Raw genomic sequence first — 25,106 nt, 5'->3', positions numbered from 1 at the left:
TAGCACAGCCCATGTCAAATAAATGACCGGTTACCTTTGTTTGATCTGGTGATATTCCATGGGCTGTGTCAGTACGGCTCATGGATTTTTTGCTTAGATGGAGCGAAAAAAAGGGCCTGCGGGCTCTTTTTTTAATATCATCAGACAATGGGAGGAAACTTATTTGAATTTATCAAAATTAGGCGTCAACTATATTAGCCACCGTTTAAAGGATATGAAAGAAAGCGGCCTTGTGCTGGGAAGGGTCGCCCTTCCGCATAAGCGGCTGTATCGGGTTTTTACCGGACAGGGGGAATGGCTTGCCGAAATTTCCGGCAGGCTGAGGTTTGAAGCGGAAACGAGCGGGGATTTTCCGGCTGTGGGAGATTGGGTGTATATGCGTCCGCGGGAAGATGAAAAAAAGGAGACATTGTTCCCCGCTTTAGCCAAATTTCGCGCAAGGCTCCGGGTGATCCGGCTGTGGAACAAATCACGGCTGCCAATGTAAATACGATTTTTCTCGTCAATGCCCTCAACCGGGATTTCAACATCAGAAGAATCGAACGATATCTATCGCTCGCTTGGGAGAGCGGAGCCAATCCAGTCATCGTCCTCAGCAAAGCCGATATTGGCGATCGAATAGAGGAAAAGGTCAGACAGGCTGAATCTGTCGCATTCGGCGTGCCGGTCCATGTCATCAGTGCACATGAAGGCACGGGGATGGATGAACTGAAGTATTATGTCAGAGAGGGAGAGACAGCGGCGCTTTTAGGCTCGTCAGGAGCGGGAAAATCGACGATGATGAATTTTTTCCTGAACGAAAACCGTCAGGCCGTTCAAGAGGTTCGCGAAGGTGATGACAGAGGGAGGCATACGACCACGCACAGGGAGCTGTTTATGATTCCGGATGGAGGGGTTTTAATCGACACGCCGGGCATGAGAGCAATTGAGCTCTGGGAATCTGAAGAAGGCTTTCAGCAAAGCTTCGCTGATGTTGAGGAGCTGGCGCTTGCCTGCAAATTTACCGATTGCAGCCATCATCAAGAGCCCGGATGCGCCGTTCAAGCGGCCATCCTGGCAGGGGACTTGGATCATTCCCGCTTGAAGAGCTACCTCAAGCTCAAAAAAGAGCTGGAATACATCGCGAGAAAAAAAGACAAACGGGCGATGATACAAGACAAAAACCGCTGGAAGCAGATTTCAAAAAGCATGAGGAAAAAGCGGCGCTGAAATCATTCGGCGCCTTTACCATGATATTGGCAGCGTTCACATTTTTTTGTTTAATGGACGGGTTCATGATAATATAAAAGCAATACCTGATCTGATAGGGGGGAATTCGATATGGTGACGCATTTGCACATCACGGCTTGGGTGATTGCGCTCATTTTAGTATTCGTTACTTATGCGCTTTATGCCGTCAAAAATGAAAGAGGCGCGAAAATCGCACATATGGTTCTTCGCTTGTTCTATATTTTGGTGATCTTAACGGGAGCGGAAATCTTGTTTAGGTTCGCTGCCTGGACGAATGTATACACAGGAGAATACATAGGCAAGACGATCCACGGCCTTGTGACGGTCGGATTGATGGAAATGCTCTTGATCCGCAAGAGAAAAGGAAAACCGATCACCGGGATTTGGATCGGCTTCATTATCGTCCTGCTCTTAACGATCGCGCTCGGGCTCCGTCTTCCTCTGGGCTTTAAAACCTTTTAAGCGCGTGCACCAGTTCTGTTTTAAGGGCTGGTGTTTTTTTTATGAGGGGGGTTTGTATGCTGATATAGTCACGATCCTTATCCCATCGGATGTTGTCCATTCAAACCTGTCTTTTCTCTCACCGGTCCGTTCGTAATGATGCTGGAGCGCGCATTGTTTCACATCGTTTGAAAACTGGTAAAACGAGGCGCCTTTTTCTGTTGCAGGGTTTGCCGAAAAGCTTAAGCCGTTGAAGGCGTAGACGCAGTCAAAAACAGAAAAACCGAGGCTGTTCAACTGGTCTAAAAACGAATAAAACTGCCCGTCGTCCAAATCATACAAAAAATCCAAAAATGCCTGTTTTACCGTTTTCAAATAGCGGATTGCCTCACCGCCTGTTAATGGAATGTTTTCGCCTCTTTCTGTTGCGGCGAACCGATCGAAGAGCTCCGCTTTCACCCATTTGCCGTCGAGATCGATATAGACGCCCGGGCTTCTCAGGCTTTCAAACAGACATATATCCCCTTCCTCATTTTCGATCAGGCAGATTCCCTCGTCCATGATAATCGTTCCGTAAATCCATCTGCGGTCTTCTTCATAAATCCTCATCTCGCGTTCCGTTCCCATGGCTGGTCTCCTTTCCTTTTCTTTTTCTCCAAAACGGGCTTGTCTCATACAAGTCTCTGATGGACAATTCAACTATTATTGTAAGGTGCATAAAATAAGTAAAGTGACAAAGGAAGTGAGCCTAAAAAGAGAAAGAACATTAGAATTGGAGCTGATCGACAATGTGTGGAATAACGGGGTGGGTGGACTTTACAAAACCGCTCGTCCGAGAGCAGCCTGTCATGGAGAAAATGACTGACACGCTTTCGAAAAGAGGACCCGATGACACAAACATTTGGGGAAAGCATCACGTTTTATTCGGACATAAGCGCCTGGCTGTCGTCGATTTGGAAGGCGGCAGACAGCCGATGACCCGCACACATCAAGGGCATACCTACACGATTTGCTATAACGGAGAGCTCTATAATACAGAGGATTTGCGAAAAGAGCTTCTGGCGATGGGGCACCGATTTAAGAGCCACTCTGATACAGAGGTGCTGCTCCACTCCTATATGGAATGGAAGGAAGCATGCATCCACAGGCTGAACGGAATCTTTGCGTTTGCTGTCTGGGATGACGAGCGGGATCTTCTGTTTGCGGCGAGAGACCGCCTCGGGGTCAAGCCGCTGTTTTATTCCGAGCACGGTACGTCATTTCTGTTCGGCTCTGAAATCAAGGCGATTCTCGCTCATCCAGAGGTGAAAGCAAAGGTTGATCGCGAGGGGCTTGCCGAAATATTCGGACTCGGTCCGTCAAGAACGCCGGGAAGCGGGGTTTTTAAAGGGATTAGGGAAATCCGCCCGGGGCATGCCATGCTGTTTTCAAAGGACGGCTTGACGGTGTGGCGCTATTGGAATGTCAAAAGCGAAAAACATCCCGACAGTTTTGCCGATACCGTTCTGAATGTCAGAACGCTTTTTGAAGACGCCGTGACAAGACAGCTTGTTTCAGATGTGCCCGTATGCACGTTTTTGTCAGGCGGCGTCGATTCAAGCGCCATTACGGCGACTGCTGCTAAGCATTTTGAAAAAGAAGGTAAAGCTCCGCTCCATACGTTTTCGGTCGATTATGAGGACAATGAGCAGTATTTTACCTCGAGTTTGTTTCAGCCGAATGCCGACGGACCGTGGATCCGAAAAATGTCGGAAGCATTCGGAACCGTTCACCACAACTGCGTCATTTCCCAGGAGGATCTCGCCGGCTATTTGGAGGAAGCGGTCATCGTCAGGGATTTGCCCGGAATGGCCGATGTCGATTCGTCGCTCCTTTGGTTTTGCCGGGAAATCAAAAAGGATTTTGTCGTGAGCCTGTCCGGGGAATGCGCAGATGAGATTTTCGGCGGGTATCCGTGGTTTCATTCGGCAGAGGATGTGAAAGGTTTCCCATGGATGAGATCTATGGAGGAACGGATCGGACTTCTCAACAGCGGCTGGCAGAAAAAGCTCGGCCTCAAGGAGTACGTAACGGCGAAATACGAAGAAACGGTGAAAGAAACGCCGGTGTTAGACGGAGAAACGGGTGAGGATAAGAGAAGAAGAGAGCTGTTTTACTTAAATATGCTTTGGTTTATGACGACGCTGCTTGACCGGAAAGACAGGATGAGCATGGGTGCAAGTCTTGAAGTCAGGGTGCCGTTCGCCGATCACAGGCTCGTCGAATACGTTTGGAATATCCCGTGGGAATACAAAATGCACGGAAACCGGGAAAAAGGGGTCTTCCGCAAAGCATTGGAAGGGATTTTGCCTGACGACATTTTATATCGCAAAAAAAGCCCGTATCCGAAGACGCATCATCCCGCTTATACAAAAGCGGTGAAACGCTGGCTCGCGTCGCTTATTCAGCAGAAGGATTCGGCCCTTCACACCTTTTTGGACAGAAAAAAGCTCGATCAGCTGATCGAGACGGAGGGCGCGTCTTTTCAGGTTCCCTGGTACGGCCAATTGATGAAGGGACCGCAGCTCATCGCGCACCTCGCGCAGATTCATACCTGGTTTGAGACTTACAGAATCGATATTGAAGAATAGAAGAAAGCACCCGGAGCAAGGCGGGTGCTTTTTGAATAATCAAGCCGCAAATCCTTTTTGGAGCCATATTTTTGATCTCCATCTTCTATACATCATAATCCCTCTCACCCATTCATCAGCAATAAAAGAAAACCAAATTCCCGCAAGGCCGAGTTCAAGCTGGATGCCGAAAATGTATGCGATCGGCAGGCCGATTCCCCACATGGAGATGATCGCCATATAGACCGGATATTTCGCATCACCGGCGGCTCTGAGCGAGTTGATGATCACCACATTGAATGAACGGCCGGGCTCGAGGATGATCGTCATGATGATTAACATGCTCGCTGTCGCGATAATATCGGGATTTTGGCTGAAAATGCCGATCAGCGGTTTTGAAAAAACGGCCAGCAGAATGGAGGTGAATGTCGTAATCGCCAGCGCCCACCACAGGCTTTTTAAGCATCTGCTGTATGCTTCGTCAAATTGTTTGGCTCCGATATGGCGCCCGATCAAAATTTGCGTTCCCTGGCTGATCGCCGTTCCAAAAAGCATGATAAACATCATCAAGTTTTGCGCATATACTTTTGTCGTCAGCGCCTGTGCACCCATGAGCGTGATAAAATAGGTGACGATCATTTGTGACGCGTTATATGAAAGCTGTTCTCCGGCCGAAGGGATGCCGATTTTGAGCAGCTTTTTCAGATGGCCTTTTTGAATGAGGAAAAGGCGCTTTGATAAAAGCGGCATGCCGATGCGCTTTTTGACGAGCAGGGCGATCGCCAATAGGCCGATGACGCGGGCAGTTGAAGTAGACAGCGCCACCCCTGCAACGCCGAGCACAGGGAAGCCGAACGGCCCGAAAATAACGAGATAGTTTCCGGCGATATTTAATATGTTCATGCCGATCGTGACGGCCATTGTATCCTTCGTATGTCCGTAGCTTTTTAAGATCGCGCTGTACGTCATGATCAGCGCCTGGACAAAGGACAGTCCGCCGACGATCTGCAAAAAGATTTTCGCTTCATCGAGCAGTTCCGCCGACAGCCCCATCATCAATAAAAGCGGTTCTGCAAACATATAAATGGCTGCGCTTATGAGAAGACTGATGATAAAATTGGCGCTGATGGAGACGTACCCGACATCCATCGCTTCATTTTTCTGCCGTGATCCTAAAAACTGTGAAATGATGACTGTGGTACCCGTTGCGATGAAGCCGAACATGACGATGATCAAATTCAGCATTTGGTTGCTGACGCCGACGGCCGCTACGCTGTCGTCGGAATATTGGCTGAGCATCAGGGTATCCGCGTTTCCCATCAGCATATATAATGAAACCTCGATAAAAATCGGCCATGTCAAAGCAAATAAAGAGAGGTTTTGAACATTTGTTTTCTTCATGGCGGTGACCCCTTTCTTTTAAAAATCCGTTTAATAGTGTAACGCCATCCTTTTATAATAAAAAGAGACGAAACCGATACTTTTTGGAGAAATCCGACCAAATCAAAGGGGGGAAGAGCATTGGATCATGTCATCTTCAAGATTCCGCCGCTGCCTGTTCTGATCACCTGCGGAGAAGGGGTATTCAAAACAGGGGAAAAACACGTGAAACGTGAATATTCCGTCTTTGACCTCTTATATGTCATAAAAGGGGAGCTGTTTTTGACCGAAGGCGGCAAGCCTTTCCGCGTCACAGAGGGGGAGTACATCATCCTCATCCCGGGGCTGGAGCATTACGGACATCAGGGCTGTCTGGAGGATACCCATTATTTCTGGCTCCACTTTCAAGAGGAGGCGTACGAATTGGCGGATCAGGGAGGTGAGAACTGGACCGGACTCAAGCTTGAGCACGGAACGTTTGAAACGCCCCCTTTATACAGCCTGAGACTTCCGAGAAAAGGGAAAGTCGATCAAAAGGCTTTTATAGAAAAGCAGTTTAGAAGCTTGCTTGATGATTCTGCCGAAAATTCGGATTTGCCTCTCAGAAAACAGCTCCTGTTCGAAGAGCTGCTCATTCACCTGCAAAAAGAGGCATTCCGCATTCCTTCCGCGAATGAACGGGTGGCATCGGAAGCGCAGCGCTATATCGACCGCCACTACAAAGAAAAGCTCAGCATGGATCAGCTGTCGGCCGCTCTGCATTATCACCAGGACTACATCACCCGCTGCATGCAAAAAGTGTTCGGCCAAACGCCGGGGCAGTATGCCAACAAGGCGCGCATGCATGAAGCAAAACGGCTGCTTTCGGTGACAAATGACAAAATGTCATCGATCGCCGAACAAGTCGGCATCGACGATCCGACGTATTTTTCAAAGCTTTTCAAACAGATGGAAGGCATGTCGCCTGTCGAGTACAGAAGGATGATCAAGAGGAGCATCGAATAAGGTATAGGAAAAAACGGATCGGAGGAGAAAACACATGGACTCCATATGCGGCGATAAAGTCAAATTGCGTCAGATTACGATGGATGACGTTCCTGAGTTATGGACTATGATCTATGGGACAAAAAAACCTGAATGGAAAAAGTGGGATGCGCCTTATTTTCCGCTCCAGCCTGAGCCGTATCAATATTTTGCAGAATCATTCTTGCCGCTATTGAAAGAAAAGCCGCCCCGCTATGCAGCGATAGAGATTGACGGACGGTTTAAGGGGACGGTTTCTTATTATTGGGAATGCAGGCCGACCCGCTGGCTTGAATGCGGCATCGTCATCTATGATCCACAGTTTTGGAACGGCGGATACGGCACTGAAGCGGTGAAGCTGTGGGTCGGCTGGTTGTTTGAAAACATCGATGTTGAAAGAATCGGGATGACGACGTGGTCCGGGAACGGGCGGATGATGAAGTGCGCGGAAAAAGCGGGTTTTACATTGGAAGGGCGGCTTCGAAAAGTCAGGTATTACGATGGGGTTTACTATGATTCAATCAGATACGGAATATTGAGGGAAGAGTGGGAGCATATTTGCGGAGAAGGCTGCCGCATTCTATAATAAACGACGAGATAGAATACGGATGAGGGAGAAAATATGAAAATCACGATTTATGATGTGGCAGAAGCGGCCGGCGTTTCGATTTCCACGGTGTCGCGCGTGATCAACAACACCGGGAGAATCAGCCAATCGACAAGACAAAAAGTATTCGAGGTTATGAAAGACCTCAATTATCAGCCGAATGTCCATGCATCAGCGCTGACCGGGAAGCGGACGAACATCATCGGCCTTCTGACGCCTGATATCTCCAACCCTTTTTTCGGCGAACTGGCCAAAAGCGTGGAAGAACGGGCGGATGAGCTCGGATTCAGCATCATCATGTGTTCCACGGACAGGGACCCGAAAAAAGAGACAAAATATTTTTCAGTGCTGAGGCAAAAAAATGTCGACGGAATCATTTTTGCGACAGGCATTGAAAACAAAGAGAGCTTGGCGGCGGTTGAGGATATCGCCGATGAAGGCATACCGCTCGTCATGATTTCGCAGGACCGCGCTCTTTTTCCGATGGATGTCGTGGTTATTGACGACTTGATGGCCGGATATATAGCGGCAAAGCATTTAATCTCGCTCGGCCATAAAAGCATCGCCTGTGTGATCGGCGACGGAACGACAACGTGTGAAAAAGACCGTCTGAAGGGCTTTAAAAAAGCGATGGATGAAGCAGGGATTGCCGCCGGAGAGTTGCTGACGGCAGGAAACGGCTTCTCCCTTCAAGGCGGTAAAAAAGCCGCGGCATCCATATTCTCTCAAAAGGTACCGACAGCTGTTTTGGCGATCAATGATGTGCTCGCCTGTGCAGTGATCCAGACGGCGAAGGAATGGGGGCTGGAAGTGCCCGGGGATGTATCGGTGATCGGCTTTGATAATACGATGCTGGCCGAAATGGTCGCTCCGCCGCTCACTACCGTTTCCCAGCCGATCGAAGAAATGGGGCGCCGCGTTGTCGAACTGCTTGCGGAAGAGATTCGCGGCGCGAAAAAATCAAAAAGCAAGACGATTTTAGCACCGGAGCTTATCATCAGACAGTCGACGGCTCGGCCGCGAACAACAGAAAAAACACAGGAAAAGGGCAGCTTTAATTAATTCAAAAAGCGGCTCTTTTTTTGCAGGAGGGAGCAAGCGCTTGTCCTTAATTTTTTCCGAACGCACCATCATTGATCTGACAAAATTATAAAAAAGTATTGCGGAAGCAATTAATCAGCGATAAAATGGAATCGAATTTGAGCAAGCGCTTTCTCAATAAGCGGGGAGCCATATTCCGCGATAGAACCCGTCTTAGCCTGCTACAAAAATAAAGCGCTTACAAATCAGACGGGCCGCCGTCAGACGAATAAACAGCGAGGGGAGAAAAAAACGTGGGAAAAACCGTGAAATGTGCAGTATTGGGATTGGGGAGGCTCGGCCTTTATCATGCGAAAAACTTAAAAACCGCAGTACAAGGGGCGGAGCTTGCGGCTGTAGCCGATCCGCTCAAAGGAAAGGCAGAGCAGGCGGCTTCAGAGCTTTCAGTCGAAAAATGGTCAGTGGATCCGTACGAAATCCTGGAAGATCCGGATATTGACGCCGTCATCATCGTCACGCCGACGACGACTCATGCGGAAATCATTAAAAAGGCGGCCGATTGCGGGAAGCAGATTTTTGTCGAAAAGCCGCTGACACTCAGCCTTGAGGAATCAAAAGAGGTCACAGCAAAAATCGAGGAGGCCGGCGTCATTTGCCAGGTCGGCTTTATGAGGCGGTTCGATCCGGCATATGCCGATGCGAAAAGAAGAATCGATGCCGGCGAGATCGGCAAACCCGTCTATTTTAAAGGATTTACGCGTGACTTCGGTTCCCCGCCGGCTGAATTTATTAAAAACAGCGGCGGCATTTTTGTCGATTGTTCCATCCATGATTATGATATTGCGCGCTATGTAATGGGCGCCGAAATCACTTCTGTATCGGGGCACGGCCGGGTTGTAAAGCATGACTTTATGGCCGAATGCGGGGACGTCGATCAGGCGCTGACCTATATGGAATTCGATTCAGGAGCAGCCGGCGATACGGAGGCGAGCCGGAATTCTCCTCACGGCTATGACATTCGCGCTGAAATCATCGGAACCGAAGGCAGCATTTTTGTCGGATCGCTCAGAAACAAACCGGTGACGATGCTCACCGGAAAAGGCAGCAGCTATGACATCATTCCCGATTTTCAGACGAGGTTTCATGAAGCGTATTGTCTGGAGCTTGAACATTTTGCCGAATGCGTCCGCAATCAGACAAAACCGATCGTAACCGCTCATGACGCGACCATTAATCTGGAAATCGCGATCGCGGCAACCGAATCATATAAAAGAGGCAAGCCTGTCAACCTTCAGAATCAGGCGGGGCGGATGACGGTTTAGAAAGGGCGGGACACGCACGCGCGAACAATCCCGCAGACCCTTAATAAATGATCGATTCATTCGTATTCTTTAAAAAAGAATCGAAGCATGGACTTCCAGACACAAGCTGTTGGAGGTTTTCTGACAAGGGGGATATAGATGGGCACAGCCGGCGTTCAGTTTGATAAAGTCGCTGAAGAATACGATTTTGCAGCAAGCCTTTTGAATGATCATTCATTTTTTCTGTCCAACATGCCTTTAAAAAAGGGGACGGCATTAGACATTGGCTGCGGCACAGGCCTGCTCGCTCACGAGCTGTCCGGTCATTTTGATCATGTGATTGGCATTGATCTATCAAATGAAATGCTGGAGATCGCCAGGCGTAAACGCCGGGGCCAAAATACCGAATATTTGAAAATGGATGCGAATGATCTTCGATTCTCCGGTCTCTTTGATTTCATTGTCAGCAGGACGACATTTCATCATTTGAAAGATGTGCCGAATGTGATCTGCAGAATGAAAGAATTATTGCATCCAGGCGGAAAGATCGTCATCATCGATAATGTATCAGAGGTTGAGACGCCGCCCGCGTATGTGTATGTGCTGGGAGCGATTCGAGAATTTTTTCCCAACTGTTTTACTTTCGGAATAAAAAGTGCTGCAAGGGTGTTCAGGCATCAGACCTCAAAACCGTGGCTTGAACATTTAGCGGCAGACAAATACCTTTCAGAACAAGCATACTACGATCTTTACGGACCATTGCTTCCGGGCTGCACATTCCGCCGGATGGGCTGGGCGATGGGGATCGTCTGGGAAAACAAGCCGATCGGTCAAAACGGACTTGAATTTTGATGTGCGACCTTTTTAAACGAAATCATTGCGTGTTTGTTATCGGTCTGAGTTTCACTTGATAACGAACTTTAATATCCATGTTTTCCCACAATTTCTCCCAATGTTCATCGCTCATCGGCTTTGTGAACGGGAACAGCGCTTCACCGCCGATTTCGAGAGGATCTGCTTTGACCTGCTGCATTTTTTTCAGCAGGCAGGCTGTCCGCCTTTCCAATTCAGATTCGATATCTTGGACAAGCATGTCGAATTCTCTTTGATCCTGGAGGTTTTTCTCTCCGTCATATTCTTCGATTCCGGCGTTAACGCTGACATTCATTGTTAACGCCGTCTTTTTTTCGTTCAATTCGAAATAGACCGCCGATCGTGCCTGGCCAAGCACAATCGAATGCCCGGGAAGGGGCAAATATTTGAGATATCGATTATTGTTGATGATCTGAAAGGTTTGATCATCGATTCCTGAAATAACGTTTGCCAGTTTATCATCTTGAAATAGGGCGGTGCCTTCATATTTGAAATGATATCCATCTGTTTGGAACACCGGGGCGTACGGATCAGAAAAATGAGTATAAAGCTGATTTTTGAAATGATGCAGATTAACGATGCTCATCTCTCCCTGGCTTGCTTTTTCATAATGACGCAATGTTTGATAAAGGTAGAAATCGAACTTTTTGCTTTCCTTTAGTGCATTGGTCATATATTTGTCAAAATCCCCATTAACAATGATGAGGTAAAGGCGCGGGCCGATTTTCGCATCGGATAGCAGAGAGTTCACGATCTTTATAATCCCTTTCCTGGCAAGCCTTTCTTCAATCATAACCATCCGAAGCTGTCCGTTTTTTAATTCGTTATAGTAATTTAAGTCGAAATTTTTTCCAAACTGCTTGACCATTTTGACTTCTTTATTAAAAATCCGCTTTTCTTCAAATCCAATCGGCGGGACGAGCGTGCTCATGGACAGCTTTCCGTTACCCGCTTCTTTGATGAACCAAAATGTGACGGGCGAGATTTCTTCAATCTCGTTGTTTTCAACAAATGGAGAACATCCCTGTGCTGTCAATAAAAAAGTGATCGCAATGTATAATAAAGCAGCTTTTCTTTGTGTCATTCCATACGCCCCTTTAGCTTGCCGGCTATGACGAGTAATGAAGGAACCAGCGTGTAAGTGACGGCACCGATCGATACTTCAAGCAAAAACCATATGTTTTGCTGTTCGCCCGTTTTCCAAAACCATGTGCTTAATACGAGAGTGCCTGCCAAAATGAAAAGGATGCTTGAGTAAAATCCTTTTCTCGTCACAGGCTTTGAAACTTTTTTCAACAGGATGCTCACTCCTCCGTAGAAACATAGAAGAAAGATTGCAATGACGAATGCGAAATGAAACATATGAGCAGACAGCAACAAGGTATCGATTCGTTCCAAGACCGGCGATTGCAGATAGCGCAGCATGTTCATCACCGGAAAAAGGGTTTCACGCAAATAGGAAGAACCGTAAAAAAATAATGATGCTATGAACAGCAGCAAATATTCAAAGAGCGAAATCGCATTTCCGATCGTTAAGCATTTCAGCACTTTCGTATGTTTGCTGAACCAGGGAGCCAGGCAAATCAGATATTCGGGACTCGAAAACGCAGACCAGGTCACAAGCAGCGCTTTCCATGACTGCCTGGTCCATTCAAACGGAATGAGCGGGTATAAATCATTCAGCGAAGCGATCGGGGGAACATAGAATCTGATAAACAAAAAAACGATCCAAAATGACGACATGAACGCAATGATCACAAACCTCATCGTATTTTCCATCCCGCGGGAAGCCGTATAACCGCCGATTAAAATGATAAACAACACAAGCCAGTTAATATTGATAGCCGGAAAAATAAAGTGGCGGACGCTTTCAGCGTAGCTTACGACCATAATCATGATTTTGACGGACAGCTGAAGCAGGCCGATCAAAACGAAAAAGCGGAGTTTTCTTTCGCCGAAAAGCTCTGCAAAGCCCTCATATCCCCTGGCAGCAGGATGTGCCTTCAGGAACTTTGATAAAATAACCAAATTCAACTGTGACAGCATCCCGATCGCAATCATGATGAAGATCATGTAAGGGTGAACCAAATACATCGGCAGGACCAGGATATAGAAAAGAACCTGCATCTGGTTGGTGATAAAGATCATATACAGGCCGTCAAGAGGCCGCGTTTTGTTAAATAGCGTGAAGGGGTTCACCCGATCACCTCCTTTTGCCATATCTCCATTTTTGAAGGGGGTGTAAAAATTCCGGTCGCCTTTTCAGCCAGATTAGCGGACTGCGGATGAATAGATCGAGCCAATCCCTTAAATATAAAGGCGAGAACGGCGCAAAATAAGGCTGTTTCAGGGAAGTGAGCCCATTCAAATGGACAAACAGCCCGATCAGCCCGAAGATCATTCCGAAGATCATTCCGAAGATCATTCCGAAAAAGCCGAGGCAAGCCGTTAACACGAGCATGATAAAATGCATTAACGTATAGCCTTTTGCCACCATGTAATTCGGCACCAAAAAAGAAGCGACCGTTGAAATTCCGACGAGAACAATTAAAACTTTGCTGACGAAACCGGCTTGAACCGCTGCTTCTCCGATGATGATTCCGGAAATGACTCCCAATGTCGAGCTTGATTTGACAGGCATACGCACGCTTGCTTCCTTTATGATTTCGATGACGATCAGCATGAGGGCGGCTTCCCAAAACGGGTTGAGCGGGACCTTGCTTCGCGATTCGATCAAAACAAAAAGAATCTGCAGAGGGATCATATGATAATGATGGGTCGATAACGCCACATAAATAGGGATCAACATGATCGACAGAAAAAAGCTAAAATAACGAAGACATCTGAGAAAGCTAGATATCGGCCAGCGGATTGTATAATCTTCAGGCGAATGGAAAAGGTGAAAAAACGTAATCGGCGCATTTAGAGCGTACGGTGTATTATCGACCAAAATGGTGATTTTGCCGATGCTCAAATTGTACACGCAAATATCCGGGCGCTCTGTCTGCTGAAACTGGGGGAAGATCGAATAATGGTGACCCTCAATTAGTTCTGCAAGCTGAGCAGAATCAAAGACCGTATCAAAATCGATCTCCGAAATTCTTTTTTTCACATCCTCTACAAATTCACGGTTGGTCAGGCCGGCAATATAGACGATCATGACAGAAGTTTTGCTCAACGTTCCGGCTGTTAAGCTTTCCGTTTTTAAATTTGTCAAAGGCAGGCGTCTCCGTATCAAAGACAAATTGATCCCGATCTGTTCAGTGAAGCTGTCTTTTGGCCCGTATATTACCGTTTCCGTAAGAGAAGATTCAATTGGGCGCCCCAATTGATTTCTCATCGGTATCGCGAACCACTGCTTCTCAAGCGGATCGTGTATCAACACAGATCCTGTCATCAGATGCTCTTTTGCTTCAGCAAAAGATTCAACATGCAAAACATTTGACACCAAGCTTTTTAAAGAGAGGTATACCGTTTCTTCCGAACAGTTGATAAGGGGTTTGATAATCGCTTGCTGAAGGAGACCCCCGTCAATGATCGTATTGATAAAGTAAAATACGGCTTTTTGTCCGCTTTCCGTTTCATGTTCTTCCACTTTGGCATCTGCCATGCCTTTGATTGCTTCTTGAACGGATTCAGTACTAAGAGCGGTTTTTGCACCTGAGATGTGATCTATCGTCGTTAGTCTGTATTTTCGAAACATCGGCATCCCTCATCAGCGATTGATCAAAATGGTTTCCGGCGCTTTCCAGATGTGTTTATTGTGCTCTCCGAAGCTTAATTTATACAGGAGACTTAAACGGCGAAACCCGGGGAAGCCCCGAGTTTAAGCAAATAACGAGGCGCCGAGATAAACGGCGAGCATCCACATCATGACAGCGGAGATTTTATTAAAGAAGATCAGTACGGATCCGCGCGAATCGAGCCTCCTGAGGATTCGCCCTGCCGAGGCGAGTCCGGCAAACCATATCCACGAAACGAAGATGCAAGATCCGGTAAACAGCCACTTTTCCCGGCCGTCGTATGTCAACGAATTGGTACCGATCACCCCGACGATATCAAGGATTGCATGAGGATTTAAAAGGGATACGGCCGCCGCAAAAGCGATCTGCTTTTTCGCCGTCATGCCTAAAGAACCGGTGTCTTCTCCGGAGGGCCTGCTGTTCCATGTGACCCATCCTATAAAGAGGAGAAAGCAAGTGCCTGCTGCAATCAAGACAATCTTTACGGCGGGGATCCCGGCGACAGCCGCGGAAACGCCTGTGACCGCGGCGATAATGAGCAGCGTGTCGCATAATGAAGCGGAAACGACAAGCGGCAGCACCCGCCAAAAGCTTTGTGAAACTGCACCTTGCTGAAAGATAAAAACGTTTTGCGCGCCTAAGGGCAAAATCAGCCCAAAAGCGAGAATCATTCCGTGAATTGCTGCGTTCATTGTTAGCAAAAACTCCTTTCATCAAAAAACGTCTGTTTTATTGTAGTGCGGGGAGCGGATCTTGTCTCCAGCCATTTGGATGGTATAAGAGCCCAGCCAAATGATATAGTTGAAAAAAGGAGCGAAAACGACGCATGAATAATCGGCTGAACCGAAACTCAGAAATTCCGCTGTATCAGCAAATCGAACAGATCATCAAGGGAAAAATTGTAAAAGGGGAATGGCCTGCCGGAACGAAAATCCCTTCCCAGCGAAAGCTTGCCGATGTCTTCCGGGTTAACCGGAGCACGGTGACCGCGGCGATTGACGAATTAACCGCGAGAGGCCTTCTTGAAGGAAAGCGGGGAGGCGGAACAAAAGTGACGAATCATACGTGGAAAAGCCTCTCCGCCGTGCGGCCGCTCGATTGGACAAGCTATGTCCGGTCGGGGATTCACCGCCCGAATTCGACGACGATTCAGGAAATCAACCGGCAGGAATTCAATGAAGGCATGATCAGACTCGGAACGGGAGAATTGTCGCCTGAGCTCTTGCCTTACAGGCAAATGAAAGAGGTTCTCGCAGGTGCTGAAGTTGAACAACAACTGTCGCTTGGCTATGAAGAGCCGAAAGGAAACCGCTATGCAAGGGAAGCGGTGGCAGAGCATCTAAAGCGAAAAGGGGTGAATACTTCGCCGGACTCCATTTTAATCGTCTCCGGCGCCTTGCAGGCTTTGCAGCTCATCGCGGTCGGCCTTCTGAAGCGAAGATCGGCCGTACTCACGGAAAGGCCGTCATACCTGTACTCGCTGCACGTTTTCCAATCGATGGAGATGAGGCTCTTCGGGATCCCGGTTGATGAAAGTGGACTTGATCCCGCATTCATCCCGGCATGCAAAAAGCAATACGGTGCAGACCTTTTGTACACGATTCCGTCATTCCACAACCCGACGGGCAGACAAATGTCGGAAGACAGAAAAAAAGAGCTGATTCGAATCAGCAAAGCGTACTCCCTTCCGATCATCGAGGACGATGCATACGGCGATTTATGGCTCGACGGTCCGCCGCCTCCGCCGCTGAAAGCCTTTGATCAGGACGGCAGCGTCCTTTATGTCGGGACGCTGTCAAAGACCGTCAGCCCAGGTCTGCGCATTGGCTGGGTCGCTGGTCCCGAGCCCGTCATCGAAAGGCTGGCTGACATTAAAATGCAGACGGATTACGGCTCAAGCTCGCTTTCCCAATGGGCTGCTGCCAAATGGCTTTCGGGCGGCCTTTACGAAAAACACCTCATGGAGATCAGAAAAAAGCTGAAAATCAGGCGTGATGCAGCGCTTCGCAGTCTTAAAGCCCATTGCGGGGCGATCGCAACCTGGGAAAAGCCGAGCGGCGGATTTTACATTTGGCTCACATTTCATAAACCGCTGCCGCTCAATACGTTATTCGAAAGGGCGCTGAAGAGAAATGTCCTGATCAACCCTGGAACGCTATATGATAAAGAAGCAAAACAAAGCATCAGACTGTCCTACTCCTACGCCTCTATATCCGATCTCGAAACAGGCATCCGAACGGTTGCGGAACTGGCGCGGGAACTGATGTGACGAACGCCTTCATAAGGCCGGCGGGGCAAGCCGGCCTATTCCTCCCCAATACACAATCTCCAATTCAGGTCTAAAAGACAATGGTAAAAAACAGTAATTTCCATTATAAAATGACTTTTGATTCGTATTAAGAATGTCAGCAAAGCGAAGAGACACCTTCTTATGAGAAAAATCACATTTTTCCGAATCTTATTGACAGGCCCGTGTCACAAAATATACACTTTTTTTGTCATTGAAAATGATAATCTTTATCAATTGGAGGAGTGCTTTTCATGTCTGTACAAACCAGTTCTAAAAATCGAGTGTTTTTGGAGCAGCAAAATAGAAGAGAATCAAACGCACGTTCATATCCGAGGCGGTTTCCGCTTGCCATGCAAACGGCCGAAGGCATTTTTGTGACGGATGCGGATGGAAAGCAATATTACGACTGCCTGGCAGGTGCGGGTACGCTTGTGCTCGGTCATAATCATCCAGTTGTCATTGAAGCGATTCAAAAAATGATCGATGAAAAGCGCCCTCTGCACACGCTTGATATCACGTCTGAAATAAAAGAAGAGTTCATCAGCGAAGTGTTTGCAAGCCTTCCTGAATCATTTGCCAAGCGGGCGAAGATTCAGTTTTGCGGTCCGACAGGCGGCGATGCGATTGAAGCCGCAATCAAGCTTGTGAAAACGGCGACAGGCAGGAGAAGCATCCTGTCGTTTCAAGGCGGATACCACGGGGCAACTCACGGAACGATGGCGTTAAGCGGCAATTTGTCACCGAAAGAAAACGTCCAGGGGCTGATGCCTGATGTTCATTTTCTCCCGTACCCTTATGAGTACCGCTGCCCGTTCGGAGCCGGCGGAGAGGAGACCCACCGCCTGTCAAGCGCATATATCGAAAACATGCTCGACGATCCTGAAAGCGGTATCCTGCCTCCGGCGGGGATGATTTTTGAAGCCGTCCAAGGCGAAGGCGGCTCTGTCCCGGCGCGTGCCGAATGGATAAGGGAAATGAGAAGAATCACAAAAGAACGCGGCATCCCGCTGATCATCGACGAGGTGCAGACCGGAATCGGCAGAACCGGAAAAATGTTTGCGTTTGAACACGCCGGCATCATACCTGATGTCATCGTCCTGTCGAAAGCGATCGGCGGAAGCCTGCCTCTGTCTGTCGTCGTCTATGACCGTGACCTAGACCAGTGGGCCCCGGGCGCGCACATCGGTACATTCAGGGGAAATCAGATGGCAATGGCGGCCGGAACGGCAACATTAAAATACATGAAAGAAAACGGCATTCTGCTACACGTGGAAAAAGCCGGCGCCAAATTCATGCAGCATTTACAGGACATACAGCGCCATATCCCCGAAATCGGCGATGTCAGAGGTCGGGGCCTGATGATCGGCGCAGAAATCGTCTCCCCGCTCCAAAAACAAAGCGCTGCCGGCACCCCGCCGGCCGATCCGGAGCTTGCAGCAAAGATCCAAAGAAAATGCTTTGAAAAAGGCCTGATCGTCGAAACAGGCGGCCGCCACGGCAGCGTCATCCGCTTTTTGCCGCCTTTGATCGTGACGGAAGAGCAAATCGCCGACATCACAGCGATTTTCAAAGAGGCTGTCTATGAAGCTCTCAAGTAAGGAGAGAACCTTCGATTCCCTCTTCATGCACGGCGGCAAACAGGGAATCGAAGCCTACCGGAAAGCAGTTGAGGCCGTTGTGAACATCTTGTCGGACGAATGGAAGAGGGACGCGGATCCGTACAGCGGAAACATGCCGCACGAATTGGACGGTCCCGCCAGAAACGTCTGCTCGTTTCGCGAAACGGGCGAGCCGCTTGAGAGCGTTCTTGAACAATTACAGGAAGTCTGCCTGCAGAACCGCATCCGTGTCGAGCATCCGAAATGCACCGCGCATCTTCATTGTCCGCCTGTGATTCCGGCTGTGGCAGCGGAAATGCTGATCAGCGTGATGAACCTGTCGATGGATTCATTTGACCAAAGCGGGGCAGCGTCCTTGATCGAAGAGGAAATGGTGCAGTGGCTCTGCCGGAAATTTCATTACGGCAAGGAAGCGGACGGGACGTTTACGAGCGGCGGGACGCAGTCGAATCACATGGGGCTGCTGTTGGCGCGCGATGCGTATTGCGAAAAGCGGTGGAACTGGAATGTGCAAAAAGACGGGCTGCCTCCCGAAGGAGACCGTCTGCGGATTCTTTGTTCAAAGGACGCCCATTTCACCGTGAAACGGTCGGCTTCACAGCTGGGATTGGGCGAGCGTGCCGTCGTTCTTGTCGACACGGATGAAAACAAGCGGATGTGCCTCTTCGATTTACAGAAGAAAACAGACATGCTGAAAGATTCCGGTCTTTATCCGTTTGCGCTCGTTGCGACATGCGGAACGACCGACTTCGGAAGCATTGACCCGCTGTCAGAGCTCGCGGATGCGGCCGGAAGAAGCGGCCTCTGGCTCCACGTAGACGCGGCATACGGCGGAGCTTTGATCATGAGTAAAATGCGGCGCGATAAATTGGCCGGAATCGAACGGGCCGATTCTGTCAGCGTTGATTTCCACAAGCTGTTTTACCAGCCGGTCAGCTGCGGGGCATTTCTCGTGAAAGACAGGAGGCTTTTCCGCTTTATTGATCATCATGCCGCTTATTTGAATCCTGAAGAGGATGAAGCTGACGGTCTCGTACACCTCGTCAATAAATCGCTTCAAACAACAAGGCGCTTTGACGCTTTAAAGCTGTTGATCTCGCTGCGCGTCCTCGGCGAAAATTCATTTGCCGATATGATTGACGGAACGTTCGTCTTAGCAGAAGCCGCGGCGCAAAGGATTGCGGCAAAAGATCATTTCGAACTGCTGAATCCGCGCCCTGAGCTGAACGCTGTCGTCTTCCGCCATCTGGCCGGAGACGATGACGAAGAAAATGATGATGTAAACAAATACGTCCACCGGGAACTGTTTCAAACCGGACGGGCCGTCATCGCTAAAACGACAGCAGACGGGAAAACGTATTTAAAATTTACGCTTCTTAATCCGAGAACAGCTCTTTCTGACATTGAAGACGTTCTTTGCGAGATCGAAGAGCTTGCAGGCTTGTATTTGAAAAGCAGGAGGGTAAAATGATGGGTTCTTATCAAGAAATTGCAGAACATGCTACGATGCAAAGCTTTTTAAATTGCTATTTGCGGGAGACCGGTATCAAAGCGGCAGAAACCCGGACCGGAGCCGGGAAGATGCTGATTGTGCCGCTTGCGTATCAGCAAATCGAGCTGATCGCCCCTGTGAAATATTGGTCGGAAACGGGGAGGCACCTGTTCTCCTTTCCGCTTTATTACAGAATAAATAGGGACGGAAAAGAGCTTCCGCTCGACTACGTCACACTCGTCGCCCTCGCGTCAAAAGAATTGCTTCTTCAGCAAAACAACAGGGTCGCAGAGGATGAATTCATGCTCAGGGTGGTGCTGAGCTGCCGCAATATCCGCCGCTATGTCGAAGAAAGGGCGAATGATCAGGAAGAGCTGAACGCAGCTGACTTTTCCTTTATCGAAGCCGAGCAGTCGCTTCTTTTGGGACATCTCATGCACCCGACGCCGAAAAGCAGGCAGGGGATGACGGATGAAGAAGAAAAAATCTTTTCACCCGAATTGAAGGGGGAATTTCAGCTTCACTACTTTAAAGCGCATGCTTCACTCGTGCTTCATGATTCAGCGGCAGGCACGAAAGCGCCGCTGTTGATTGAAGAAGAACTGAGAAACGACCCATCCGTTGATAAAAAATGGCTTGAAAAAGAGACAAGGAACCCCGATTTTGTGCTGATCCCGGCCCATCCCTTGCAAGCAAGAGCCCTGTTGGATAAACCGTTCGTCAAAAGGCTGATCGATGAAGGAGTGCTTACATACCTTGGAGCAAAAGGACGGACGTTTACGGCAACCTCCTCTGTCCGCACAGTATACAGCAAACGCTCAAGGTTTATGTACAAATTTTCGGTCCCGATCAAAATCACGAATTCGCTCCGCGTCAACAAGCAAAAGGAACTTGACAGGGGCGTTGAGATGGCTCGCCTTCTCGAAACAGAGCTCGGTGAAAGACTGAAGGACAAATTTCCCGGCTTCCGCGTGATCAAGGACCCGGCCTATCTTTCAATCAAAGGAGAAAACGGAGAGTCCGGATTTGAAGTCGTGATCAGGGAAAATCCGTTTTATGAAGACGACCGTTCCGCAACACTTGTCGCCGGTTTATGCCAGGACCATGCATACGGAAAAGAATCAAGGCTCGGTTCGATCATCAAAACGCTGGCAGCCCGGGAAGGACGGCCGACAGAGGATGTGAGCGCCGATTGGTTTGACAAGTATTTGTCCATTTCGCTTGACCCTGTCTTATGGCTGTTTGAAACATACGGCCTTGCGATCGAAGCCCACCAGCAAAACGCCGTCGTTCGCCTGAAAAACGGCTATCCGGAAACGTTTTATTACAGGGACAACCAGGGCTATTACTACAGCGAATCAAAGGTGCACATTCTTTCCGGGCTTGCCCCGGATTTAAGCGAAAAAAGCGAGACGATCTGCTCAGACGGGGTTGCCGTCGAAAGGCTGCGCTATTATTTCTTCTTCAACCACTTGTTTGGACTTGTAAATGGGTTCGGGTCGGAAGGACTGATCAGGGAAGAAGCACTGCTCGCGATGATCAGGGAACGGCTTTTAGAAGCGGAGAAAACGTACGGCATCACCGAATTGACGGACAGCCTGCTGCGCTTTCCTGCGCTTCCGTGCAAAGCAAACCTCTTGACGCGCTTTTACGACATGGATGAACTGACGGGTTCGCTTGAAACGCAGTCCCGCTACACGTCTGTCGCAAATCCGCTTCTGAGGGAGGCGGCTGCCGTCCATGAGTAGAAGAATCACGTTTCGAAAGGCTGATTACGAAAGGGACATATCCCTCGTATACCGATGGATGCAAGAAGAGCATGTGATCCCGTTTTGGCATTTGAATATGCCGCTTCCGGAATTTGAGGTGCATTTTCACAAAGCGATCACAGACCCTCATCAGACGCTGTACATCGGCTGTATTGACGGCGTGCCGATGAGCTACTGGGAATCGTACTGGGTCAAAGGGGACATCATCGAACACCATTATGAAAATGCGCCATATGATCAGGGCGTCCACCTCTTAATCGGGGAAAAGGCGTATTTGGGAAAAGGCTTGGCACTACCGCTTTTGGAAGCGATGGTCAGGCTGCAATTTGAGGCGCCTGAGACCGAGAAGGTGATCGCAGAGCCGGATATCCGCAATAAAAAAATGATTCATATCTTTGAAAAAGCAGGCTTCCGGCCGGTCAAACCCGTAACCCTTCCTGATAAAACCGGACTATTGATGTTTTGTGATCGAAAACGCTTTTTTGAAAAGGAGAAAAGACATGAACTCAACATGCAAACAAAATGATGTATACGATGTGATCGGCGTCGGCATCGGACCTTTTAATCTCGGCCTCGCAGCTTTAGCTGATTCCGTGCCTGAGATCGATGCGCTGTTTTTTGAACGGAACGGCAGCTTTAACTGGCATCCCGGATTGCTGATCGAAGGGACGACCTTGCAGGTGCCGTTTTTGGCCGACTTGGCAAGCATGGCCGATGTGACGAACAAATACAGCTTTTTGAACTATCTTCAAAAGCATAACCGGCTTTACTCGTTTTACTTTTTGGAAAATTTCCACATTCCGAGAGCGGAATATAACCATTACTGCCAATGGGTTGCCGAAAGCCTCGATTCCTGCCGCTTCGGCATGAACGTTGAGAGCATAGCCCTGGTTGAAACCGTTAACGGCGCTGTCTACGAAGTGCGGGTCGTCGACCAAACGAACGGAGCCGAATCCGTCTATTTCAGCAGGCATATCGCGCTCGGCATCGGGACCGGTCCGCACGTTCCGGAACCTTTAAGGGATGCGCTCGGCGGCGAGGTATTCCACTCTTCCGACTATTTAATGAAAAAACGCGATGGATTCAAGGGAAAAACGGTTGCCGTTGTCGGCTCAGGCCAAAGCGCGGCGGAAATATTTTACGATCTGGCGGCTGGCGGCTGCGCCCGGCATGTGAGCTGGCTGACCCGCTCAAAAGGCTTCTTTCCGATGGAATATTCGAATCTCGGCCTTGAATACTTTTCGCCAGATTATATCGATTTTTTCTATCAGCTTCCGCAATGGAAAAAAGATGAACTGCTCAGAGAACAAGACTTGCTCTACAAAGGGATCAGCTCGAAGACAATTTCCGACATCTATCATCTGCTGTATGAGCGCACAGCCGCAGGCCGCGCCGCATCCTTTGACCTGCAATCGATGACAGAGGTCAAGCGCATCGAGCGTGCAGCCGAAAGCTTCATTCTCCATTGCTCGCACCGCGTGAATGAAGAACGGTTCGAGCGACGGGCCGATGCCGTCATCCTGGCGACGGGCTATAAAGAAAGAATGCCTGAATTTCTCGCCCCGATAAACGGCCTGATCGAAAAGGATGACAGCGGGCGCTTCGCCGTTACGCGAGATTACCGGCTGAAGACGACGGCCAAAACGGACAACCGCATCTTTGTGCAAAACGGGGAGCTGCATACACACGGCGTGGGAGCCCCTGACCTGGGGCTCGGCGCCTACCGCAACTCCGTGATCATCAACCAGCTTGCCGGAAGAGAAGTATACCCCGTCAGCCATAAAACGGTCTTTCAGACGTTCGGAACGGGGAGCACAGAAAAAGCGGCCGTGCCAAACGGCTGAATAAGGAGGCGTTTTTCATGTTGTTTAAAGACGAATTGAACAGGGTCCTTCATAAGGACAGATGGGAAAAAGTCAATCAGCGGCTGCTTGCGAAAATGCTTTCCGAATACATGTATGAGGATATCATCAAACCGTCTTTGATTGAGGAAAAAAACGGAATTTCCCGCTATGAGCTGCAGACTTCAGAGGATAAAGCGTACCGGTTTTCAGCGAAGCGCCGCATGTTTGACAGTTTTGAAGCGCTTGCTGACTCGATCGAAGTGCAAAGGTCCGGATATTGGACGAGCGATGTAAGCGCGATAGAGTTTCTTCTCGACATTCAGCCGCATATTCCGATGAGTCCGGAAACGGCGGGGCATTTAATCAAAGAGTTCAACCATACGATGCTTGCCGACGCCCATTTGCTGGCAAAGGACGCACTCTCGGCGGACGAGCTTACAGAGGCCGATTATGCCGTGATTGAAGGGGAAATGACGGGACATCCGTGGATTGTCTACAATAAAGGAAGGATCGGCTTTGGCTATGACGACTACCTCCGCTTCGCCCCGGAAAACCGGAAGGCGGTGCAGCTTTTGTGGATCGCCGTTCATAAAAAAACGGCCACGTTTCATTCGGTCGACGGGCTCGATTATGAGACGCTGATCAATGGAGAGCTTGATGAAGTGTCATTAAAGCAGTTTGCAAAAAAAATAGAAAAACAGGGTGCCGAGCCAAAAGACTACTATTTGTTGCCCGTCCATGAATGGCAGTGGACAAACGCGATCATCCTGCAATTTCCCGAAGAGATTGCATCAGGTGCGATCATCCCTTTAGGAGAGGGGAAGGATCAATACTTGCCGCAGCAATCGATCAGAACGTTTACAAACATCACCCATAAACATAAGCATCATATCAAACTGCCGATGAGCATATTAAATACGCTCGTATACAGGGGGCTCCCTTCAGAGCGGACGGTTATTGCGCCGAAAATCACGGAGCATATTAAAGGGATCGCCGAACACGATCCGTTTTTAAGAGAAGAATGCAGGGTCATTCTCCCGGGGGAGAATGCGAGTCTGAACGTGAACCATCCATACTATCATTCTCTTGAAAAAGCGCCGTATCAATATTTGGAAATGCTTGGCGCCATCTTTAGAGAAAGCATTTATACGTATTTGGAAGAAGGAGAGCACCCTGTGACGCTTGCATCATTGACATATGCCGATCAAAACGGCGTTCCTTTTATCAAATGCCTGATCGAAAAGTCGGGGCTTTCGGCAGATGAGTGGATCGGACAGCTCTTTCAAACGATGATGCCGCCGCTGCTTCACTTTATGTACCGGTACGGCACCGTCTTCTCGCCGCACGGGCAAAATACGATTCTCGTTTTAAAAGGCTACAAGCCTCACAGGCTCGCGATCAAAGATTTCGTCGATGACGTTAACATCAGCGATCAACCCCTGCCAGAGCTGGCCGGTTTGACGGATGATTTAAAAGCGGTTCTCAGAAGCGAGCCGCCGGAAGGGCTCGTGCAGTTCATTTTCACGGGGCTGTTCATCTGCCATTTGCGGTATGTGGCCAACATTTTGGAAAACCATGATCTGCTTCCGGAAAAGCGCCTTTGGAAAGCGCTCGCTGACGCCATTTTGGATTATCAGCGAAAATTCCCCGAGCTGCGCGAGCGCTTTGAGCTGTTTGACTTGTTCAAGCCCAAACTGACAAAGCTTTGCCTGAACCGGAACCGGATGGTTGACTACGGCTACAGGGACGGAGATGACCGTCCGCATGCGTCCGAATTCGGAAAGGTGACAAACGCGCTTACCCAATTCAAAAAAGAAGCCGCACAGCTCTGATGCTGTTTGCGG

At 48.9% G+C, this 25,106-nt stretch carries 22 protein-coding genes; 16 read left to right on the top strand and 6 right to left on the bottom strand.

Annotated features, from left to right (window positions below):
* Positions 1-163 precede the first annotated feature (163 nt).
* The 3 genes from MHB78_RS17720 (at position 164) to MHB78_RS17710 (ending at position 1,692) form a co-directional block, all read left to right on the top strand.
* Positions 164-487 carry a hypothetical protein gene (locus MHB78_RS17720; RefSeq protein WP_231947436.1) on the top strand — a complete coding sequence of 108 codons (324 nt, stop codon included), beginning with the start codon at positions 164-166 and terminating at the stop codon, positions 485-487.
* Entirely contained in the window at positions 460-1,209 is a 750-nt protein-coding gene (gene rsgA / locus MHB78_RS17715; protein WP_231947437.1) for a ribosome small subunit-dependent GTPase A, read from the top strand. The genes MHB78_RS17720 and rsgA overlap by 28 nt, the downstream gene beginning before the upstream one ends.
* 114 nt (positions 1,210-1,323) lie before the next feature.
* Positions 1,324-1,692, top strand: coding sequence for a YisL family protein (locus tag MHB78_RS17710; RefSeq protein ID WP_046131322.1), 369 nt, complete (start codon positions 1,324-1,326; stop codon positions 1,690-1,692).
* Between the two features lie 39 nt (positions 1,693-1,731).
* Here the strand turns inward: MHB78_RS17710 and MHB78_RS17705 are convergent, their stop codons facing one another.
* Complete coding sequence (locus MHB78_RS17705) at positions 1,732-2,298, bottom strand: DUF2777 domain-containing protein (protein WP_046131276.1); 567 nt, start codon at positions 2,296-2,298, stop codon at positions 1,732-1,734.
* Positions 2,299-2,459: 161 nt separating this feature from the next.
* On the opposite strand from MHB78_RS17705, the gene asnB reads away from it, so the two are divergent.
* On the top strand, positions 2,460-4,301 hold the full coding sequence (gene asnB / locus MHB78_RS17700) for an asparagine synthase (glutamine-hydrolyzing) (RefSeq protein ID WP_046131275.1): 1,842 nt from the start codon (positions 2,460-2,462) through the stop codon (positions 4,299-4,301).
* Between the two features lie 39 nt (positions 4,302-4,340).
* Here asnB and MHB78_RS17695 read toward each other — a convergent pair whose 3' ends face one another.
* Positions 4,341-5,681 (bottom strand): MATE family efflux transporter, encoded by a 1,341-nt coding sequence (locus MHB78_RS17695; protein WP_046131274.1) that lies wholly within the window; start codon positions 5,679-5,681, stop codon positions 4,341-4,343.
* Positions 5,682-5,801: 120 nt separating this feature from the next.
* Between MHB78_RS17695 and MHB78_RS17690 the strand changes: the two genes are divergently transcribed.
* The 5 genes from MHB78_RS17690 to MHB78_RS17670 all read left to right on the top strand — a co-directional run bounded on the left by MHB78_RS17690 (position 5,802) and on the right by MHB78_RS17670 (position 10,484).
* A complete protein-coding gene (locus tag MHB78_RS17690) occupies positions 5,802-6,665 on the top strand; it encodes an AraC family transcriptional regulator (protein WP_046131273.1) in 864 nt (287 codons plus the stop codon).
* A gap of 34 nt (positions 6,666-6,699) precedes the next feature.
* The gene (locus MHB78_RS17685) at positions 6,700-7,269 is read left to right on the top strand and encodes a GNAT family protein (protein WP_046131272.1); all 570 of its coding nucleotides are present in this window, start codon (positions 6,700-6,702) and stop codon (positions 7,267-7,269) included.
* A 36-nt stretch (positions 7,270-7,305) separates the two neighbouring features.
* On the top strand, positions 7,306-8,352 hold the full coding sequence (locus tag MHB78_RS17680) for a LacI family DNA-binding transcriptional regulator (protein ID WP_046131271.1): 1,047 nt from the start codon (positions 7,306-7,308) through the stop codon (positions 8,350-8,352).
* Positions 8,353-8,624: 272 nt separating this feature from the next.
* On the top strand, positions 8,625-9,653 hold the full coding sequence (locus tag MHB78_RS17675) for a Gfo/Idh/MocA family oxidoreductase (protein ID WP_046131270.1): 1,029 nt from the start codon (positions 8,625-8,627) through the stop codon (positions 9,651-9,653).
* Between the two features lie 138 nt (positions 9,654-9,791).
* Entirely contained in the window at positions 9,792-10,484 is a 693-nt protein-coding gene (locus MHB78_RS17670) for a class I SAM-dependent methyltransferase (protein ID WP_046131269.1), read from the top strand.
* 22 nt (positions 10,485-10,506) lie between these two features.
* On the opposite strand, the gene MHB78_RS17665 is transcribed toward MHB78_RS17670, so the two are convergent.
* The 4 genes from MHB78_RS17665 to MHB78_RS17650 form a co-directional block, all read right to left on the bottom strand.
* The gene (locus MHB78_RS17665; protein WP_046131268.1) at positions 10,507-11,589 is read right to left on the bottom strand and encodes a Ger(x)C family spore germination C-terminal domain-containing protein; all 1,083 of its coding nucleotides are present in this window, start codon (positions 11,587-11,589) and stop codon (positions 10,507-10,509) included.
* Entirely contained in the window at positions 11,586-12,704 is a 1,119-nt protein-coding gene (locus MHB78_RS17660; RefSeq protein WP_052948532.1) for a GerAB/ArcD/ProY family transporter, read from the bottom strand. Before MHB78_RS17660 ends, MHB78_RS17665 begins: the two co-directional genes overlap by 4 nt.
* Before the next feature lie 4 nt (positions 12,705-12,708).
* Positions 12,709-14,208 carry a spore germination protein gene (locus MHB78_RS17655; protein WP_046131266.1) on the bottom strand — a complete coding sequence of 500 codons (1,500 nt, stop codon included), beginning with the start codon at positions 14,206-14,208 and terminating at the stop codon, positions 12,709-12,711.
* Between the two features lie 123 nt (positions 14,209-14,331).
* Positions 14,332-14,940, bottom strand: coding sequence for a LysE/ArgO family amino acid transporter (locus tag MHB78_RS17650; protein WP_046131265.1), 609 nt, complete (start codon positions 14,938-14,940; stop codon positions 14,332-14,334).
* Between the two features lie 134 nt (positions 14,941-15,074).
* Between MHB78_RS17650 and MHB78_RS17645 the strand changes: the two genes are divergently transcribed.
* From MHB78_RS17645 to MHB78_RS17615, 7 genes are all read left to right on the top strand, one after another.
* Entirely contained in the window at positions 15,075-16,517 is a 1,443-nt protein-coding gene (locus MHB78_RS17645; protein ID WP_046131264.1) for a PLP-dependent aminotransferase family protein, read from the top strand.
* Between the two features lie 272 nt (positions 16,518-16,789).
* Positions 16,790-18,136 (top strand): aspartate aminotransferase family protein, encoded by a 1,347-nt coding sequence (locus tag MHB78_RS17640; RefSeq protein ID WP_046131263.1) that lies wholly within the window; start codon positions 16,790-16,792, stop codon positions 18,134-18,136.
* On the top strand, positions 18,120-19,628 hold the full coding sequence (locus tag MHB78_RS17635) for an aspartate aminotransferase family protein (protein ID WP_046131262.1): 1,509 nt from the start codon (positions 18,120-18,122) through the stop codon (positions 19,626-19,628). The genes MHB78_RS17640 and MHB78_RS17635 overlap by 17 nt, the downstream gene beginning before the upstream one ends.
* Entirely contained in the window at positions 19,628-21,397 is a 1,770-nt protein-coding gene (locus MHB78_RS17630) for an IucA/IucC family protein (protein ID WP_046131261.1), read from the top strand. Before MHB78_RS17635 ends, MHB78_RS17630 begins: the two co-directional genes overlap by 1 nt.
* Entirely contained in the window at positions 21,390-21,944 is a 555-nt protein-coding gene (locus MHB78_RS17625; RefSeq protein WP_046131260.1) for a GNAT family N-acetyltransferase, read from the top strand. The genes MHB78_RS17630 and MHB78_RS17625 overlap by 8 nt, the downstream gene beginning before the upstream one ends.
* The gene (locus MHB78_RS17620; protein WP_046131259.1) at positions 21,919-23,262 is read left to right on the top strand and encodes a lysine N(6)-hydroxylase/L-ornithine N(5)-oxygenase family protein; all 1,344 of its coding nucleotides are present in this window, start codon (positions 21,919-21,921) and stop codon (positions 23,260-23,262) included. The genes MHB78_RS17625 and MHB78_RS17620 overlap by 26 nt, the downstream gene beginning before the upstream one ends.
* A 17-nt stretch (positions 23,263-23,279) precedes the next feature.
* Positions 23,280-25,094: an IucA/IucC family siderophore biosynthesis protein gene (locus tag MHB78_RS17615; protein WP_046131258.1), complete on the top strand. Its 1,815-nt coding sequence runs from the start codon at positions 23,280-23,282 to the stop codon at positions 25,092-25,094.
* Positions 25,095-25,106: the final 12 nt, after the last annotated feature.

The sequence above is a fragment of the Bacillus sp. FSL K6-0138 genome (assembly GCF_037982765.1).
Lineage (GTDB): Bacteria > Bacillota > Bacilli > Bacillales > Bacillaceae > Bacillus > Bacillus glycinifermentans.
This window is presented reverse-complemented; position numbering and strand designations above follow the sequence as displayed.

Excerpts from the sequence above, each read along its gene's own strand:
- MHB78_RS17705 (WP_046131276.1), bottom strand. The coding sequence starts at position 2,298 with ATGGGAACGGAACGCGAGATGAGGATTTATGAAGAAGACCGCAGATGG.
- asnB (WP_046131275.1), top strand. The coding sequence starts at position 2,460 with ATGTGTGGAATAACGGGGTGGGTGGACTTTACAAAACCGCTCGTCCGA.
- MHB78_RS17695 (WP_046131274.1), bottom strand. The coding sequence starts at position 5,681 with ATGAAGAAAACAAATGTTCAAAACCTCTCTTTATTTGCTTTGACATGG.
- MHB78_RS17685 (WP_046131272.1), top strand. The coding sequence starts at position 6,700 with ATGGACTCCATATGCGGCGATAAAGTCAAATTGCGTCAGATTACGATG.
- MHB78_RS17680 (WP_046131271.1), top strand. The coding sequence starts at position 7,306 with ATGAAAATCACGATTTATGATGTGGCAGAAGCGGCCGGCGTTTCGATT.
- MHB78_RS17670 (WP_046131269.1), top strand. The coding sequence starts at position 9,792 with ATGGGCACAGCCGGCGTTCAGTTTGATAAAGTCGCTGAAGAATACGAT.
- MHB78_RS17665 (WP_046131268.1), bottom strand. The coding sequence starts at position 11,589 with ATGACACAAAGAAAAGCTGCTTTATTATACATTGCGATCACTTTTTTA.
- MHB78_RS17655 (WP_046131266.1), bottom strand. The coding sequence starts at position 14,208 with ATGTTTCGAAAATACAGACTAACGACGATAGATCACATCTCAGGTGCA.
- MHB78_RS17650 (WP_046131265.1), bottom strand. The coding sequence starts at position 14,940 with ATGAACGCAGCAATTCACGGAATGATTCTCGCTTTTGGGCTGATTTTG.
- MHB78_RS17645 (WP_046131264.1), top strand. The coding sequence starts at position 15,075 with ATGAATAATCGGCTGAACCGAAACTCAGAAATTCCGCTGTATCAGCAA.
- MHB78_RS17640 (WP_046131263.1), top strand. The coding sequence starts at position 16,790 with ATGTCTGTACAAACCAGTTCTAAAAATCGAGTGTTTTTGGAGCAGCAA.
- MHB78_RS17635 (WP_046131262.1), top strand. The coding sequence starts at position 18,120 with ATGAAGCTCTCAAGTAAGGAGAGAACCTTCGATTCCCTCTTCATGCAC.
- MHB78_RS17630 (WP_046131261.1), top strand. The coding sequence starts at position 19,628 with ATGGGTTCTTATCAAGAAATTGCAGAACATGCTACGATGCAAAGCTTT.
- MHB78_RS17625 (WP_046131260.1), top strand. The coding sequence starts at position 21,390 with ATGAGTAGAAGAATCACGTTTCGAAAGGCTGATTACGAAAGGGACATA.
- MHB78_RS17620 (WP_046131259.1), top strand. The coding sequence starts at position 21,919 with ATGAACTCAACATGCAAACAAAATGATGTATACGATGTGATCGGCGTC.
- MHB78_RS17615 (WP_046131258.1), top strand. The coding sequence starts at position 23,280 with ATGTTGTTTAAAGACGAATTGAACAGGGTCCTTCATAAGGACAGATGG.